The sequence below is a fragment of the Herbaspirillum autotrophicum genome (assembly GCF_001189915.1).
GTDB classification, from domain to species: domain Bacteria; phylum Pseudomonadota; class Gammaproteobacteria; order Burkholderiales; family Burkholderiaceae_D; genus Herbaspirillum; species Herbaspirillum autotrophicum.
This window is the reverse complement of the sequence record NZ_LFLS01000012.1, coordinates 22,535-39,040: the sequence shown is the minus strand read 5'-3', so window position 1 is coordinate 39,040 and position 16,506 is coordinate 22,535. Positions and strand designations below refer to the sequence as shown.

Sequence of the window (16,506 nt, the reverse complement as noted above, 5' to 3'; positions counted from 1 at the left end):
GTTTCTCCTTGGTCATGAAAGCCCGCCGTGTTTATTATTTCGGCGGGTGTGTTGTTACAGCGAAGTGTTGGTGTGCTTCAACTCAGAACGTATAGTTGGCAGCCGCGTAAACAAAGCGTCCGAGGGATCCTGCCGGGGCCCCGGCATTCAAGTACGGACCGCTGCTGCCACCGGTTTGCGCCAGTTGCAAGGCGCTGTAGGTGGGGTAGGAATCAAACAGATTGTTGGCGCCGAAGGTGATGCTGAAATTCTTCGTGACCTTGTACGTGCCACTCAGATCGGCCACCCACTGCGGGCCGAAGCTGTCGTCGGCGGAGGCCACGGTGCTGACCGTTTCAAAGCCACCGTAACGGGTCGCGGTGCCGTTGAACGACCAGGAGCCGATTTCGTAGCGGGCGTTCAGAACCAGTTTGGTGGCCGGCGAACTCTTTTCGATGATGCCGACGGTTTGACGGCCGATCAGCGTGATGCCGGTATTTTGCAGAATGGCCGGATTGGCCTTGATATTCTTGACTTTGGTGCGGCTGATATTGAAGGCCGCGCTCAGATCGAGCAGGCCGCCGGCGAGGTCGAGTTGTTGCTTGCCGACGATATCGACGCCGCGGGTTTGCGTATCGAGACCGTTGAACAGGAAGCTGGCCCCTTGTACCGTGGGATAACCGGCCCTGGTCAATACGTTTCTGACATAGGTGCCGGTCAGGTTATCGGTCAGGGTGATGCGATCCTTGATGTCGATCTGGAACAGGTCCAGCGTCACCGAGGAGCGGCTGGTCGGACGAATCACGGTGCCGATGGTGTAGTTGGTCGATTTTTCCGGATCCAGCGGTTTGGCACCGAGCGCCTGCGCTGCCGCGTGATTGACCGGGAAGATGCGGGTATCGTATTGGGTGCCGCCGACCCAGGTCACGGTGGTGTTGGAGAATCCCATCTGGCCCACTGACGGCGCGCGGAAGCCGTTGCTGGCGGTGCCGCGAATCGCTACCGCCGGGGTGAAGTCGTAGCGCGCCGACAGCTTGCCGGTGGCGGTCCAGCCGAAGTCGGAATAGTGCTCGGCGCGACCAGCAATACCGGCCTGGAATTTGTCGGTCAATTGACCTTCCAGACTCAGATAGCCGCCATAGACATTGCGCTTGAGCGTACCTTCATCTTGCGGCTGATATGCAGTGAAGCCTTGCACCCCCGGTGCTGCCGGTTTGCCGGCATTGGGGCCATCCAGAATGGCGACACCGCCGTAAGAATAGCCGGCCGGGTCACCGCGACGGATTTCATAACTCTCGGTACGGGCCGTGGCGCCGGCGCCAAAGGTTAATGGCTTGACGGCAAATGTACTCGGAATGCTTTTGGTGTAATCGGCATTCACATTGGTTTGCGTATTGATCAGTTTGCCCAGATAGAATTGCGTCGGGCTGGCTTTGCCATAGCTGGCATTGACTGAATTGGTCACCGTCTGGTCAATGTCGTTCTGGCCGAAATTGACGCTCAGGTCGAAGGCACCGTCCAGATCGACATCACCGAAACGCACGCCGAGGGCGGCAGCAAAATCCTTGGACGTGGTACCCAGTTCCGGCGCATAACCGTCAGGAAAGATGGCGCGGACGTTGGTGTCTTCTTGCGGCCGGCGCCATACGCCGGCGGCCTGGCTGTAGCGGTCGGCATAGGTCAGGAAGCTGTACAGCCGGACATCCCGGTTGATTCCGACTTCGCCATTCAGTGCAAACGATTTGGAGTCGATATCGGCGCTGCCGCCGCTGCCGACATGGCGATTCGCGGTAGCTTCGCGCGGATCGCCGTTGAAGTATTGTTGCCGGCTGTCGCTATAGGGATTGCGGGTGCGGTTCTGGTCTTTCCATTCGGCGCTGATGGTCAGGAAGCCGTCTTCGCCCAATTGAATGCCTTTCCAGCCGCTGTAGGTTTTTTCGAGGCCGCCGCGATTGTCGGAGGTAAATTCGCCGACCCGTACATTCAGTTCACCGCCGCTGTCGGCTTCGCGCAGCACAATGTTGATGACGCCGGCAATCGCGTCCGAGCCGTATTGCGCAGAGGCACCGTCGCGCAATACTTCAATGCGGGAAATCGCGCTGACCGGAATGTTGTTGACGTCGACGAATTGCGAGCCGCGGCCGTAGCTGGCTTTGCCATGCAGCATGGCCGAGGCGTGACGCCGCTTGCCGTTCACCAGAATCAAGACTTCATCAGGCCCCAGGCTGCGGAATTGAATCGGACGTGCGCCGGAATTGTTGGAGTTGCTGAACGGGTCGAAATTGATCGAAGGCACCAGCTTGGCCAGTGCCGCGGCCACATTCTTGGCGCCGCTTTCTTCCAGTTGCCGGGAGCTGATGACTTCCACCGGTGTTGCGCTTTTGAGCACCGTCTGGTCGGCGCGGCGGGTGCCGAGCACCACTACGTTATCGAGTTGTTGTATATCGCCCTGCGCCGTGCTCTTGGCCGTCTGGCTTTGTGTTTGCGCCAGCAATGCCGGTGAAAAAGCGACCCCCAGCAGTGCGACGATGGTGCGCACTTTGAATTTTCTTGTCGTCATGAAAAGTATGTTTCTGTTGAGATGAAAAAAAGAGATAAGTTCGCCAACCTTCATTTGGCGATGGTGAGTACCGAGAGCTTGGAGATGCCAGCGTGTTCGATGGAGGCCATCACGGATGCCACCGTGCCGTACGAGACCTTGGTGTCGGCTTGCAGATGCAGTGCCAGTTCCGGATTGTTGGCCTGCAAGGCCTTCAGTTCCGCTTCCAGAACGTCTTCCGTCACCAGTCGCTCATTCACCCGGATCCGGCCTTGCTCGTCAATCGCTACCTGCACCGCCTTCTGTTGCGTCGGCGCAGATGTAGCGGTGGTTTTCGGCAGATTCACATGGATCGCATTGGTCAGTAGCGGCGCTGTCACGATGAACACCACCAGCAGCACCAGCATCACATCCACCAGCGGTGTGATGTTGATATCGCTGACCACGCCATCGTCGCTTTGCGTAGAAAAGGCCATCAGCTCAACACTGCCTTTCTGATATGGATGTCTGTCGCCGCCGGCTTGGCCGCCGGGTTGTCATTGGCCGAGGTCGCTGGCGTTGCAGCGCTGCCGGGGTGGCGGAAAGCGGTGGCTTGGGACAGCGTGATGAAGTCCGTCGCAAAATCATCGAGATCGGCGCCGACGGCGCGATTGCGGCGCTGGAAGAAGTTGAACGCCAGCACCGCCGGTACCGCGACTGCAATGCCGATGGCGGTGGCGATCAAGGCCTCTCCAATCGGACCGGCCACCACATCGAGACTGGCAGAGCCGCTGGCGCTGATGGCCTTGAGCGCGTGCATGATGCCCCAGACGGTGCCGAACAAACCGATGAACGGCGCCGTGCTGCCGATACTGGCGAGTACTGCCAGACCACTTTCCAGCGCGCGGCGCTCTTTATGTATTTGCTGACGCAGATGGCGCTCCAGCAAGTCCTGACGATCACCGCTGTGTTCCAGATCGTAGCCGCGCTGATCGGCATGACCGAGTCCGATCAGACCGGCCTTGGCTACCCGTGCGAACGGCGCGGCGGAGGCGATGGCGGCAGCGCTTTGCAGATCCCGCGCTTGCCAGAACTGGCGCGCATAACGCGCATTGCTGCGGCTGACGCGGGCATGCTGGACGCCCTTGATCAATAGTAGCGCCCAGGTCGCCACTGAAAACAGCAACAGCAGATAGAGCGTTGCCTCTACGCCGATTGCAGATGAGAACAGTTGATTCATTTCATTACCTTTTACTTGTAGAGAAAAATGCCCGCCGTGAATGCGCGCTGTACAACAGGCAGCGCCTCTGTCAGTGCAGGATGTGTGCCAGAAAAAAACGGCTGAAATGAAGGGAAATACGGGAGAGTTGGTTGAAAAGAAGCGATTCGCGGAAGGAATCGGGAAGCGCGTTGTTGGCTTGCTGTCTTAAATCAAACAGCCGGAAGAAAAAACAGGAAGAAAAAACAGGAGGAAAAAACAGGAGGAAAAAACGGGAAGGGAAAAAACGGGAAGGGAAAAAACGGGATGGGCCGGTGGCGCGCGCGGATGGCGGCGGGGAGGCCGGTCATCCTGCGCGGATCAGTGCATGCGCGTTACATCAGGCGGGCACCCCAGACTACTTGCCCGACAATCTCCACTTCGCTGGCGGCGACATCAAATTCGCGATACTGATGATTGTCGCTGAGCAGACGCAAACGACCATGCAGTTCCCATTGCACGCGCTTGAGCAGCAGATTGCCGTGGTCGCGAATGAGGTAAATCTTGCCATCGATGATGTGTTGCCGCGTTTCATCGATCAGGATGGTGTCGCCGTTGACGATGCAGGGCGCCATGCTGTCGCCGCGGACCATCATCGCTTTCAGGCAGCCGGAGTCCAGCCCGTTGCGGTTGAGCCAGAAGCGGCAGAAGGCGAGTTCGGTCAATTGCGTCTTGTCTTGTTGGGCGATCACCGTGTTGCCGGGAAATTCGGATACGTCATAGAGCGGCAACATGGTCAGGCTTTGCTTGGGCATGGCGCCGGTCATTTGACCGCGTCCGGTCGCCAGCCATACCAGATCGACATTGGCCGCCTCGGCCAGTGCCACCAGTACCTTGCGCGAGGGATCGCCACCGGACAGATAACGCAGCAGACCGCTATGGGAAATGCCGGCTTTTTTTGCCAGCGCATTGACAGTGCCGTTGAGCGCAATCAGCTTTTTCAGTCGTTCCGCAAAGCCGTCTTCGCCATCCGCGGCCAGCGTGCTGCTTGCTTCTTCGAATTCAATCTCGTTGTCTGTTTTTGTCATGATGGGGATTTATTCTGACTCTTTAGTATAAGAATATGCTGTTTTATTCGTTAAGTAGAAAACTTGTTTGCGCTATTGTTGTAACCAATCGTAAATATATGCTCTATCGCAACTTGTCTTGTCCGATTCGTGATTATAGGTTTTGCCGCATCGTTGCGTTAGAAGCTTTTCATCTTTATTTATTTCACCCCTCCGGCCGCGGCGGGGTGGGCCATCATTTTTCAGGTACTGACTATTGTGAGCGTTCTTCTTACGTTGCCGACCTCGGGTGTTGCGCCCCTCTCGATCAGAGCGAAAGCCCTGGTTTTTCACGACCCGCGTTCCGAAGCCTTGCTGGCCTTGGCAGATCAGATTGCGCCGACTGACGCGACGGCATTGATCATCGGTGAAACCGGTACCGGCAAGGAATTGCTGGCGCGCTATATACATACGCACAGCGGGCGGCGTGGTCCTTTCATTGCGGTCAATTGCGGCGCCTTCAGTGAAAATCTGATTGACGCCGAGTTGTTCGGACACGAAGCCGGCGCGTTCACCGGTGCCACGCATGCGCGGCAAGGGTGGTTCGAGGCCGCCAATGGTGGCACCCTGTTTCTCGATGAAATCGGTGATTTGCCACTGAACATGCAGGTCAAGTTGCTGCGCGTGATTCAGGAGCGGCAGATCGTCAAGATCGGATCACGCCGCGCCACGCCGCTGGATGTGCGCCTGATTGCCGCTACCAATATCGATTTGTACACAGCAGTGCAGGTCGGGCACTTTCGGGCCGACCTGTATTACCGGTTGGGTATCGCCACGCTCGAATTGCCGCCGCTGTGTGGCCGGCCCGGCGACATCTTGCCGCTGGCGCGGCATTTCGTTAAGCATTATTCTGAAAAACTCAATATTGATGGCATCACGATCAGCAAGGATGCGGAAGAGGTGTTGCTCGGCTATGACTGGCCCGGCAATATCCGTGAGTTGGAAAACACCATTCATTACGCCGTGATCGTGACGGGCAATGGTGAAATGCGCGCTGCCGATCTGCGTATCGGGCACCGGCCGATTCGGGTCCGCGGTTTTGCCGCAGGCGCCGAGAATAATGTCCCGGCCCATGCCGGCATCACCTCGCCGGCGGCCGATCTGGCTGTGGCCGATCAGCCAGCGATGGTCAGCCCGCTGGAAACGGAATCCTTGCAAGAGAAATTGACGCGTCTTCTGGAAACCATGCTCGACGATGGCGAGGAAGATGCGTTTGGCAAGATCGAGGCGGCGGTGGTCGGCGCGGCATTATCGATTGCCCGCAACAATCAGACGCAGACCGCGAAAATCCTGGGCATATCGCGCAACGTCTTGAGAACCTTGCTCAAGCGCCATGCCGCGCATGGTCACGGCGATTGCGGAGAAAATGTGGCGCACGAAGACTGGCACCTGGCGGCCGATCATCCGGGCGTCGCGGTCGCCGCAGCGCCGGCCCGGGTCTGACAGAACTGCATGAAATCGGCTGCCGGCAAGGCTTTTGAATACAGCCAGCCTTGCCCGTATTCAACCTCCCGTGCCAGCAGATAATCGGCCTGTTCCTGCGTTTCAATGCCTTCTGCGACGATGTTCAGTTGCAGGGTTTTCGCCATGTCGATGATGTGCGGCGTGACGTTGCTGCTGACGGAATCGGTGCCGATGGTATCGATGAATGACTTGTCGATTTTCAAGGCGTCGAGCGGCAGTTTTTGCAAATAGGACAGGCTGGAGTAGCCGGTGCCGAAGTCGTCGATGGCGACCCAGAAGCCCTGCGCGCGGGCTTTGTCTATCGTGGCGCGGGCGGCTTGCATATCCATGAAACCGCGTTCGGTGGCTTCCAGCCAGATTTGCCGGTTGGTGATGCCGGTGTTTTCCAGCTTGGCCTGCAACACATCGAGCACGCGGCCGGTTTTGATATCTTGCGCGCTGAGGTTGATGGCGATATGCAAGTCCGGGTGTTGCGTCAGCCATGTCCCCAAGTCTTCAATCACGAGCTCGATGACCTGATCGGTGATCGGCAGAATCAGGCCGCTTTCTTCGGCCAGCGGAATGAACAGGTCGGGGCGCACGATGCTGCCATCGGGACGACGCCATCTGACCAGCGCTTCGGCGCCGGTGCACATGCCGCTCTTGAGTTCGATGATGGGCTGGTAGTGGACGATGAATTCGCGCCGCTCAATCGCAAAACGCAATTCGCCGAGCGGCGACAGGCGCCGGCGCGAAATCCAGATCACGGCGCCGATGAACAGCAGCGCCAGCAGCAGACCGAACGGAACCCAGATCAACTGTTCTTGCCACAAGCGGTCGCGGATCTTGCCATACGGTTCCAGCACGACGGCTGCCAGTTCGCCGTCGCGCACCACGACCGAGAACGAGTCGATGCCGGTCTTGGCCTGGGTGCCCTTGAGCAGGGTACCGACCAGTTGCATGTCGGGTTGATGCAGGGTGCTTAACGCGTGGCCATCGCTGGTGGTGATGGCAATCTGAATCTCGGGTTCGAGGACGATGTCGGTGAAGCGGGCCGGGTCGATCAATACTTTATGTCCGGCGTAAAACATGCCCACCATCGGTTTGCCGCTGATCTCCGGCAGCATCGACTGGCTGACCTGAATGCCGTCGGCAGTGATGAAATCGGGAATGGTCTGGATGATGGTGTTGCGGCTCTTTTGCCAGGAAGTGCATTTCAGCACGCCTTTTTCAAAATAACCGACGTCTTCGATGCTACGGGTATTGATGGTGATTTTGCGCATTTGCAAAATGTGCGCGTTGGAGCAGGGGGCGGCGTGCGTGTTGTGCAGGCGGTGCAGTACCACGCTGGCATCATGAAATGGAATCTGCGCCCGTTGCAGCGCCTGTTGCGCGAAACTTTGCAGCCGTTTTTCTTCGACGGCCTGCGCGCGCGTCCATGACAGATAAGACATGCCGCCCAGCGAACTGATGGCGGCAACCAGCGACAGCAATGTCGCGACGACAATAACTCCGGTGCGATTCAAGCATTCCCCTCAGATATTTTTACTGATTCCGTCACGCTGTTGACGTTTGCATGATTGTGCTGCGCACCGGCGCATGACCGGTGTGCAGATCGTATCATGCCCGGCGTCAAATGTTTCTGCAAATCAATATTGTTGAGGGCTATGCGGTGCGCACTTCCAGCGGCACGCGTTGCAGGAAGCGTTCGAACATGGTGAGGAACGCCTGTTCGGCAACCGATAGCTTGCGTTGTTTATGCCAGGTCAAAAACACATCGATTTCGGCGACCGGTTCGCTGGCTTGCAACACGCTCAGTTCGCCGCTGGCGACATCTTGCCGGATCAGGTGTTCCGGCAAAAATCCGAGGCCGACGCCGGCCACTACCATGCGCCGGATTTCTTCCACATAGGAGGAGGTGCCGGCGATATGGCCGGTGAAGCCTTGCTGGTCGCGGAATACCGTCAGCGGCGACAGCGTATCGCCGAGCTGGTCGCTGGCGAAACAGACGAAATTCTGGCTGAGGATGTCATCGATGCTGACGATGCGCTGGGCAAACAAAGGATGGTGGCGGCCGCAGACGATCACGTAACGATGGCGCAGAAACAGGCGGCGTTCCAGCTTTTCCACCGGCTTGCGGCACAGGCAGATGCCGAGCGCGGTCACGCCCTTGGCGAGGCCGTCGAGGATGGCCGCGCTTTGCATGACGTCGACCCGGAACTCGATCTTGGGATAGCGCCGGTGAAACTGCGCGAGGAAGTCGTCATAGGCAGCGCTTTGCACCCGGCTCATCAGGAACAGCCGCAACACCCCGGCCACATCATCTTTGCCGTGACCGGCGGCACCTTCGATGCGGGTCACCATGCCGTACATCTCGCGCGCCACGGTGTAGGTTTCTTCACCCAGCGTGGTCAGCCGGAATTCACCGTTGCGCCGGTGCAGCAAGACGCCGCCGACGGTTTCTTCAAGCCGGCGCAAGGCCTGGCTGACGGCTGGCTGGCTCAGGCTGAGCGCCGTGGCGGCGCGGCCGACACCACGTTCCTGCACCACAAACATGAAGGTGCGCAACAGATTCCAGTCCATGCGTTCGGCGGAAACCACCGGGCGTTTGGGGCGTTGCTCAGCGGGCGGGTCAGAAGGGTGCATGCGAGTCGGCTTTTTTTAGTAGTGAGCTTGCTCCGTCAGCGCCGCCAGTCTGTCAGGGGTTGGCCAACCCGGCAAAGAAGCGGCTGGCGTTGTCGCGCAAGCCTTCGATATAGTAACCGCCTTCTTGCACGATCAGGGTCGGCAAGCGGAATGCCCCCAGTACTTTTCCGAGCCGCTCAAAACCGTCCGAGGTGACGCCGACCACCGCTTGCGGGTCTTTTTCAAAGATGTCGAAGCCGAGGCTCAGCACCAGTACATCGGGCTGGAACAATTCAATCGCGCGGCAAGCTTGTGTCAGTTTGTCGAAAAATACCGCTTCCGGCGAGCCATGCGGCATCGGCAGATTGAGGTTGTAACCGTAGCCGTCCTTGCTGCCGCGTTCATCTTCGAAACCGGCCACCACCGGATAGAAATTTTCCGGATCGCCATGAATCGAGACGTACATCACATCATTGCGTTCGTAAAAGATTTCCTGAATCCCCTGGCCGTGGTGCATATCGGTATCCAGCACCAGCACGCGCTGATGTTGCTTGCTCAGCATCTCGGCGGCGATGGCGGCATTGTTGAGATAACAAAAGCCGCCGGCGGCGTCGTGGCGGGCATGATGACCGGGCGGGCGGCACATGGCGTAGGCCAGACGTTCGCCGCGCTGCAAGGCGTGGGCGCCGGCGATCGCGCATTGCGCCGACCAGTAAGCGGCTTGCCAGGTATCCGGCCCCACCGGGCAACTGCCATCGGCGAGGTAGCGGCCGGCTTTGGCCAGTACCCCGCGCAAGGGATTCGGTTCGCGCACGAAGATATTGGACACCACTTCGTTGCCCCAGTCATCCGGCAAGTTCATCCATTCGCGGTGTGCTTCTTGCAGGAAACTCAGATACGGCAGCGCGTGCACGGCGCTGATCGCGGCGGCGCCGGCATCGGCCGGTTGCTGCACGTCAAAACCGAGTTCACGTGCCGCCAGCACCAGTTCATCCAGGCGCGACGGCACTTCCTGCGGCACCCGCATTTTGCCGCGCGAATAGTAACTTTTGGGATGGTGCAGTTTTTGATCAGGATGGAAAAATGCTTTCATTGACGATCTCTTTTCAGGCCGCGCGACGTTGCGCGGCAAGTTTGAATACGCACAACATCGACAGCAGGGAAATGGCGCTGAACAGCAATGCCAGCGGCCACCAGTGGCCCTGGAATTTTTCCGCCAGGATGGTGCCGAGCATCGGTGTCAGGCCGCCGAAGATTGCGCCCGATACCTGATAGGCCATCGAAATGCCGGTGTATCGGATACGGGTCGGGAAGCAGTCGCTGACGTAGCCGGCGATTACCGCGTAGTAAGCGCCCAGGCACAGCACGGCGAGGCCGATGCCGATGGTGAGATTGAACAGCGAACCGGTATCGACCAGGGTGAACATGGCGTACGGGGTCAGGACCGACAAGGCCGAGGTCAGCACCAGGAAGCGACGGTTGCCGATCTTGCTGGCAATCAATGCTGCCAGCGGCGTGATGAAGAATTGCATGACCGATACCACCAGCAGGCAATTGAGCACGAGGCCGCGTTGCAGATGCAGGTATTGCGTGGTGTAGACCAGCATGAAGGTATTGGTGAAATAGAAGCCGGCAATTCCCAGCACGTTGGCGCCGATGGCTAGCAGCAACAGACCGGGCGCGCCTTTCAAGACTTCCTTGAGCGGCAGGGTTTCGACTGCGGCCTTGGTCTCTTTGGCGGCTTTTTCGCGGCGCGCTTGTTCGTCGAGGAAATCCGGCGATTCCTTGACGCTCAGACGAATGATGAAACCGATCGCCAGCAGCAGTGCGCTGAACAGGAATGGCACGCGCCAGGCCCAGTCGAGGAAAGCGGCATCATCAAACGAGGTGACCAGCTTGAACATCAGCGTCGCCAGAATCAGGCCGGCCGGGCTGCCGAGTTGTGCAAACGAGGCCAGGAAGGTGCGTTTGCTTTGATCCGGCGAGTGTTCGCTGGCCATCAGTACCGCGCCACCCCATTCGCCGCCGACCGCGATGCCTTGAATGAAGCGCAGCGCTACCAGCGCGATGGGGGCCCAGACGCCGATGCTGGAATAGGTCGGCAGCAAGCCGATCAATACCGTCACGGTGCCCATCATCAGCAGGGTAATCACCAGGGATTTCTTGCGGCCGATGCGGTCGCCGATGTAGCCGAACACCGCGCCGCCCAGCGGCCGCGCGAAGAAGCCGACGGCAAAGGTGCCGAACGAAGCCAGCGTGCCATAGAAACCGGTACTGGTGGGAAAGAACAGTTTGCCGAACACCAGCGCGGCGGCCATGCCGTAAATATAAAAGTCATACCATTCGATCATGGTGCCGACGAAGGCGGCCGCTGATGCGCGTACCGGTTGGTGGCGCGAGGCCTTGGATGGGGTGGCGTTGGTAGCAGCGATTGATGTCATTATTTTTGTCTCCAGAGTCAATTCGAAATTGATCTCGGATTTATACGCCTGCCGCAGGCATAAGAAAAATTATCATTTCTAATTCTGCATATTGGTTTGGCTTATGGGCTGGTGATGGCCTGACGGCCGGCAAGACCTGCCGGGCCGGCGCATGCTGCAATGGCGTGGGGAAGGGATGGCGCGGCGGGGGCGCGGGCAGCCGCGAGCGCTGGCTGCCGTGATCCCGGATGCCGGCGTTTTTATCGGGTGGCGTTATGGACGGCCTTCTTCAGTTTTTCCATGCTGGCCGTGAACGAGAGTTTGAATTCTTGCCAACTGCTTTCACCGGCATCTTTTGCCTGTTGCCAGCTTTCTTCGAGATTCTTGTGGTCGTCCTCGAAGCCGTGAATTTTCTTTTCCAGACTGGCTCTCATTGCCGTACCGGATTTGTTGGCCTTGAGTTTGAGGGCTTCAATCTGTTCACTGAGCTGATCCAGATCGCGGCGTGCGGTTTTCAGATAGGCATCGCGGTCGGCGGCAGCCATGCGCCCGGCTTTCTCATTGGCGGAGGAGGCGCTTTGTTGCTGCTGCAACTGATTCTGGTCCGGGCCGTTATAGCCGGCCAGCAATACCATGCTGACGCTGAAGGCAAGGGGCAATATGATCATGCTGATCTCCCGGAAAGGTTCGGATGGCAATCGCTGCTGCTGAGTTGCGGCGCATGATCTGCTGGTCGGTATCGCGATCAGTGGCTTGCCCTCATGCGCATGCGGACAATCCGTACACCGGTTGCTTGTAGAGTAGGTCGCCAGGCAGCCATAGTCAATGTTGCAACTATGCCGATCAGGTGGTGGCGCGTTCATCCTCTTGCATGCGCCGCGCCGGCACAAGGCAAATGACGGACAGCTGCAGGGCGGCGGCGACCAGCAGGCGGGCCAGAATTCTTCCGTGCAACAAACTGCGCAGCTTGTGATGGCAGGTCGCAATGATGACCGCGGTGTTGCCGCCATACACTTGCAGTTCGGCCACGTGCTGCCTGGAATCTTCGCGTTGAATCGGATAGGCGCGGTCCGGATACGCATTCGCAGCATGGCGGGCCACATCCGGTGCGGTGTCAGCGGCAATCATCGCCACGATTGCCATCCAACCGTGGATGCAAGTTTGACTACTGCATTTGCAGTATTTACTTCCTCCGATGCGATTGCTAATCTCGCCGCCATCAGCCGCAGCCATATGCGGCGAGCATAAGGGGAGAAGCTCATGCGCACAATTCACTACCGGTATTCGTCATCCGCCTGGCGGCAACACCGCACGCGCGCATGTTGTGCGTCGTCGGTCTTGCTGGGGTTGCTGACCTGGCATCCGACGCCGGCGCACGCACAATATCCGACGCCCGAGCAGCAGCAACTGCAGCAACAAGTTGCGCCGGTGAAGCCGTTGATTTTGCCGCAGATGACGGAGCAGACCGGAAAAACCAAACAGCCGCAGATCGAGCAACTCATCCAGGCGCAGGAGTCATCGCCGCTCATGCACCCGACGCCGGCGCCCGCACAATATCCGACGCCCGGGCAGCAACAACTGCAGCAACAAGTTGCGCCGGTGAAACCGGTGATTTTGCCGCAGATGACAGAACAGACCGGAAAAACCAAACAGCCGCAGATCGAACAACTCATCCAGGCGCAGGAGTCATCGCCGCTCATGCACCCGACGCCGGCGCCCGCACAATATCCGACGTCCGGGCAGCAGCAACTGCAGCAACAAGTTGCGCCGGTGAAACCGGTGATTTTGCCGCAGATGACAGAACAGACCGGAAAAACCAAACAACAGCAGATCGAGCAGCTCATCCAGGCGAAGGAGCAAGGGCCGAAACCGGAACCGTCGCCGCTCATGCAAAAGCCGTCCGGGGAGAGCGAGAAAACCAAGCTGTTGCAGATCGAACAGTTGACCCGGAAACCGAGTCCGGCGCAGCAGACACCGGAAGTGACCCGGCAAACCTTGTTGCAGCAACTCGAAACCGGCAAGCAAACACAAAAGCAAACACAAGCGCCGGGCCAGACCTGGGATCCGCTCAAGCTGGTGCCGCAGTCCGAGTCGGGGCCGCAGCTCAAACCACTGAGCGTGCCGATGATCGCACCTTTGTCGCCGCGGCCGGATCCGGCATTGCGGCCGCCGCCGTCGCTGGAGCAGTTGCAACAACTGCAACAACAGATGCAGCAGCAAGTCCGGCAGCCGGCGCCGGCGGTGGTGCCAGGCGTGGGACCGGTGCAGATCCATTCGATGGATATCGAAACGGCGCTGATGCAGGTACAGCAGCAGCGTTCCTCCGGCGGGCAATCGGCGACGCAGGCTGAACTGGAGGCGCTGAAGGCGCGCATGGCGGCGATGCTGGAAGGCACCGCCACCAATCCGGACGCGGCGAAACCCTCCGCGCCATCACTGGCCAAACCACTGGCGGCGGGCGCTGAAGAAAAATATCAAAAGCTGGTCGATGCCGGCATCTTTTCCAGTCCGACCAGTCCTGCTTCAGGCGGTAATGTGCCGGCGCTTCAGGCAACCACGCTGGCAGCGTCAGTCGCTGCTCCGATACCGAATGCCGCTTCCTCCGCTGCGGCCGGCGCAGCGACGACCGCCGGCGTGGCTGGCCTGTCAACCGGCAGCCTGGCGGCAGTCGGCGCCTCGGTGCTGGCTGCCGCAGCGGCGGCGGCGGCGGCTTCTGCCAGCAGTGCCAACGATATTGCGCTGTCCAATGCGGCATCGCAGGCCAGCAACAATCTCAATAACGTGACGGCCCGCGCCAACTGGCCGACCAATCTGAACGCCACATTCAGCGGACGCCTGAGCGGCACCCTCAGTGACAGTTCGGTCGTGGGCGGCAATCTGTCGATGCAGGTCAACTTCGCGACCATCGGCAGCCATGCGCCGATTCCCGGCAGCGTCCAGTTCGATAACAACAAGGGCAGTGCAACGCTGAGTCTGGTGCAATCGGGGGGCTATGTCGGCGGCGGCATGAACGGCACTTACAACAATCAGGCGATGACCGGTTACATCCGCAACGGACAGTTTTACGGCCCGGCGGCCAATGCGATCAAGGGCAGCTGGGATATGTCGACCAGCAGCGTCAGCGGCGGCGGCACGTTTGCGGCCAATCGCTGAAATCGTCCTGATTGCCGGTTGCCGTTGATCTCATCCATCTTCTTTCTGTGAACGTATGAACCAGCTATTTCGCGCTATCGGCGTAGCCGTGCCGTGCCTGTTGTCGTCGCCCTTGATGCATGCAGCCACGCCGGCCGCCGCACCCGGTACCGCCGATGCAGCGGCAATGCGCAGTCGCGACGAGGTCGTGATGGCGCGCGTGATGCAAGAGCGCGGGCATCCCGAAGTGGCGTGCGCCTTGCTGGCCGAGACGCCGGCAGACAGTGTCGATGCCGAGCGGCTGTATGTGCTGGCGCGCTGCCATGCTTCCCTGCAGCACGTCGATGCCGCCATCAGCCATTACCGCCGGGTGATTGCACTGACGCCGCAGGCGCCCAATCCGCGCGTGGAACTGGCGGCAATTCTGGTGGCCCTCGACCGTCGCGATGAGGCGACGCAGCTCTACAAGGAAACCCTGCCATTGTTGCCGGCCGGGCCGGTATCAACCCAGATGAACAATCTGATCGAACAACTGGGGCGCGGTGATCCGGTGGCGTTTGCGCCGGCCGCTGGCAAGCCGTGGTCGATTGAAGTGTTTGCCGGCGTCGTGCATGACAGCAATATCAACGGCGGGCCGGTATCGAATATCGTGCCGGCGATGGTGGGCGGCTTGCCGGGCAACTTCATTCTCGATCCGGGAGCGATGCCCAAGTCTTCACTCGGGGCGACCGGCAGCGTCACCGGCAGTTATGTGGTGCCATTGAATGCGCGTTGGTCGGTATTGTTTCAGGGGGTGTTGCTCGGGAACGGTTATCTGGATACGTCGGATTTCAACAATGAGGCGATGTCGTTGTCGGCCGCTTTCATCTACCGGGCGCCGGACTGGAGCGCGAGCATTCAACCGAATGTCAATTTCTCGCGCCAGGCCAATCAGATGAATGAAACCACGCCGGGGGTGGTTACCCGGTTCTCGCGCGATCTGCGTCAGGGCCTGGCGCTGACCGGCTCGGCCGGCTATTTCAATCGGACCGTGCATCTGGATCATTATCGGAATGCCGACGGCGTGCTGGGTAGTGTCGGTCTGGTGGCGCAATTGCCGCCGGCCTGGCAAATCGGGGCTGACTACAATGTGCAGCGCGAGTCGGCCGACTCTGCGGTCTATTCGCGGCGCACCCATGGGCCCAGCGTGTTTGCGGCCTGGCGCATCAATCCGCAATGGACCGTGGTCGGCAACTATAGCTATGCCAGCGTACGCTATGATCAGGGCAGCATTTTATTTCCGGCGCGCGAGGATACCCAGAAGATTGCGAGCCTGACCAGCCTGTGGGATATCAGCCGGTGGGCCGGCCGCAACATGGTGCTGCGGGCGCAATATACGCAGATCGATAACCCGTCGAATATCGGCTATAGCAGTTATGCGCGCAAGATATTCAGCCTTGGCGTGCAGACGCAGTTCTGATCGGCCCGGCGCATCAGGCCAGGCCCTGATGCATGGCGTAGCGCACCAGTTCCACCGCATTGTGCAGTGACAGTTTTGCCATCAGGTTCTGCTTGTGCTTGCGCACGGTAAACACGCTCAGCGCCAGTGCATCAGCGATTTCCTGGGATGATTTGCCGGCCGCGATCAGTTTCAGGATTTGTTGTTCGCGCGGCGTCATCGCTTGTTCGTCATGCTCCTCGAAATGGTCGAGCGGCCCCAGCAGTTTGCTGACGTAGCGCCGGTTGTTCAGCACGGTCGGGATGGCTTCCAGCAATTCGCTGCTGTCTTCCAGTTTGAGCAGATAGCCATCGGCGCCGGCCGCGAAGGCTTGGCGCACACTGTTGTGATCGGTGGAGCCGGTCAGGATCAGGATCTTGATGTGAGGATGTTGTTGCTTGATGCGCGCCGTCAGCGCGATGCCGTGGCAGCCGGGCAAGTCGAGGTCGAGCAGCAGCAGGTCGGTCGCGGTCTGTTGCAGCAATTGTTCCACCAGCGCGCCGTTGCCGGTATCGGCCACGACATTGAAATCGCTGGCCTGCGCCAGCAGGGATCGCAATCCTTCCCGGATCAGGGGGTGATCTTCTGCAATTACGATGTTCGTCATG

General features: G+C 59.3%; 14 protein-coding genes. 3 read left to right on the top strand and 11 right to left on the bottom strand.

Going from position 1 to position 16,506, the window contains the following annotated elements; translation table 11 throughout:
• Window positions 1-82: 82 nt before the first annotated feature.
• The 4 genes from AKL27_RS11225 to AKL27_RS11210 form a co-directional block, all read right to left on the bottom strand.
• Window positions 83-2,539 (bottom strand): TonB-dependent receptor plug domain-containing protein, encoded by a 2,457-nt coding sequence (locus AKL27_RS11225; RefSeq protein WP_050462915.1) that lies wholly within the window; start codon window positions 2,537-2,539, stop codon window positions 83-85.
• A 50-nt stretch (window positions 2,540-2,589) separates the two neighbouring features.
• On the bottom strand, window positions 2,590-2,994 hold the full coding sequence (locus AKL27_RS11220; protein WP_050462914.1) for an ExbD/TolR family protein: 405 nt from the start codon (window positions 2,992-2,994) through the stop codon (window positions 2,590-2,592).
• Window positions 2,994-3,737, bottom strand: a complete 744-nt coding sequence (locus tag AKL27_RS11215) for a MotA/TolQ/ExbB proton channel family protein (RefSeq protein WP_050462913.1) — start codon at window positions 3,735-3,737, stop codon at window positions 2,994-2,996. The genes AKL27_RS11220 and AKL27_RS11215 overlap by 1 nt, the downstream gene beginning before the upstream one ends.
• A 353-nt stretch (window positions 3,738-4,090) precedes the next feature.
• Complete coding sequence (locus AKL27_RS11210) at window positions 4,091-4,783, bottom strand: LexA family transcriptional regulator (protein ID WP_050462912.1); 693 nt, start codon at window positions 4,781-4,783, stop codon at window positions 4,091-4,093.
• 237 nt (window positions 4,784-5,020) lie between these two features.
• On the opposite strand from AKL27_RS11210, the gene AKL27_RS11205 reads away from it, so the two are divergent.
• Window positions 5,021-6,244, top strand: coding sequence for a sigma-54 interaction domain-containing protein (locus AKL27_RS11205; RefSeq protein ID WP_050462911.1), 1,224 nt, complete (start codon window positions 5,021-5,023; stop codon window positions 6,242-6,244).
• Here AKL27_RS11205 and AKL27_RS11200 read toward each other — a convergent pair.
• The 6 genes from AKL27_RS11200 to AKL27_RS11175 form a co-directional block, all read right to left on the bottom strand.
• Window positions 6,202-7,770, bottom strand: coding sequence for an EAL domain-containing protein (locus AKL27_RS11200; RefSeq protein ID WP_050462910.1), 1,569 nt, complete (start codon window positions 7,768-7,770; stop codon window positions 6,202-6,204). The genes AKL27_RS11205 and AKL27_RS11200 overlap by 43 nt on opposite strands.
• A 139-nt stretch (window positions 7,771-7,909) precedes the next feature.
• Window positions 7,910-8,827: a LysR family transcriptional regulator gene (locus tag AKL27_RS11195; protein WP_050462909.1), complete on the bottom strand. Its 918-nt coding sequence runs from the start codon at window positions 8,825-8,827 to the stop codon at window positions 7,910-7,912.
• 115 nt (window positions 8,828-8,942) lie between these two features.
• Window positions 8,943-9,962 carry a histone deacetylase family protein gene (locus AKL27_RS11190; RefSeq protein ID WP_050462908.1) on the bottom strand — a complete coding sequence of 340 codons (1,020 nt, stop codon included), beginning with the start codon at window positions 9,960-9,962 and terminating at the stop codon, window positions 8,943-8,945.
• 13 nt (window positions 9,963-9,975) lie between these two features.
• Window positions 9,976-11,310 (bottom strand): MFS transporter, encoded by a 1,335-nt coding sequence (locus AKL27_RS11185; protein WP_050462907.1) that lies wholly within the window; start codon window positions 11,308-11,310, stop codon window positions 9,976-9,978.
• 239 nt (window positions 11,311-11,549) lie between these two features.
• Complete coding sequence (locus AKL27_RS11180; RefSeq protein ID WP_050462906.1) at window positions 11,550-11,957, bottom strand: sll1863 family stress response protein; 408 nt, start codon at window positions 11,955-11,957, stop codon at window positions 11,550-11,552.
• Window positions 11,958-12,132: 175 nt separating this feature from the next.
• Window positions 12,133-12,423, bottom strand: a complete 291-nt coding sequence (locus AKL27_RS11175) for a hypothetical protein (protein ID WP_157056891.1) — start codon at window positions 12,421-12,423, stop codon at window positions 12,133-12,135.
• 126 nt (window positions 12,424-12,549) lie between these two features.
• Here AKL27_RS11175 and AKL27_RS11170 point away from each other — a divergent pair, with 126 nt between their 5' ends.
• Complete coding sequence (locus AKL27_RS11170) at window positions 12,550-14,442, top strand: hypothetical protein (protein WP_050462904.1); 1,893 nt, start codon at window positions 12,550-12,552, stop codon at window positions 14,440-14,442.
• Between the two features lie 55 nt (window positions 14,443-14,497).
• Window positions 14,498-15,880 (top strand): surface lipoprotein assembly modifier, encoded by a 1,383-nt coding sequence (locus AKL27_RS11165; RefSeq protein WP_083438989.1) that lies wholly within the window; start codon window positions 14,498-14,500, stop codon window positions 15,878-15,880.
• A 13-nt stretch (window positions 15,881-15,893) separates the two neighbouring features.
• Here AKL27_RS11165 and AKL27_RS11160 read toward each other — a convergent pair whose 3' ends face one another.
• Window positions 15,894-16,505 (bottom strand): response regulator, encoded by a 612-nt coding sequence (locus AKL27_RS11160; RefSeq protein ID WP_050463001.1) that lies wholly within the window; start codon window positions 16,503-16,505, stop codon window positions 15,894-15,896.
• Window position 16,506: the final 1 nt, after the last annotated feature.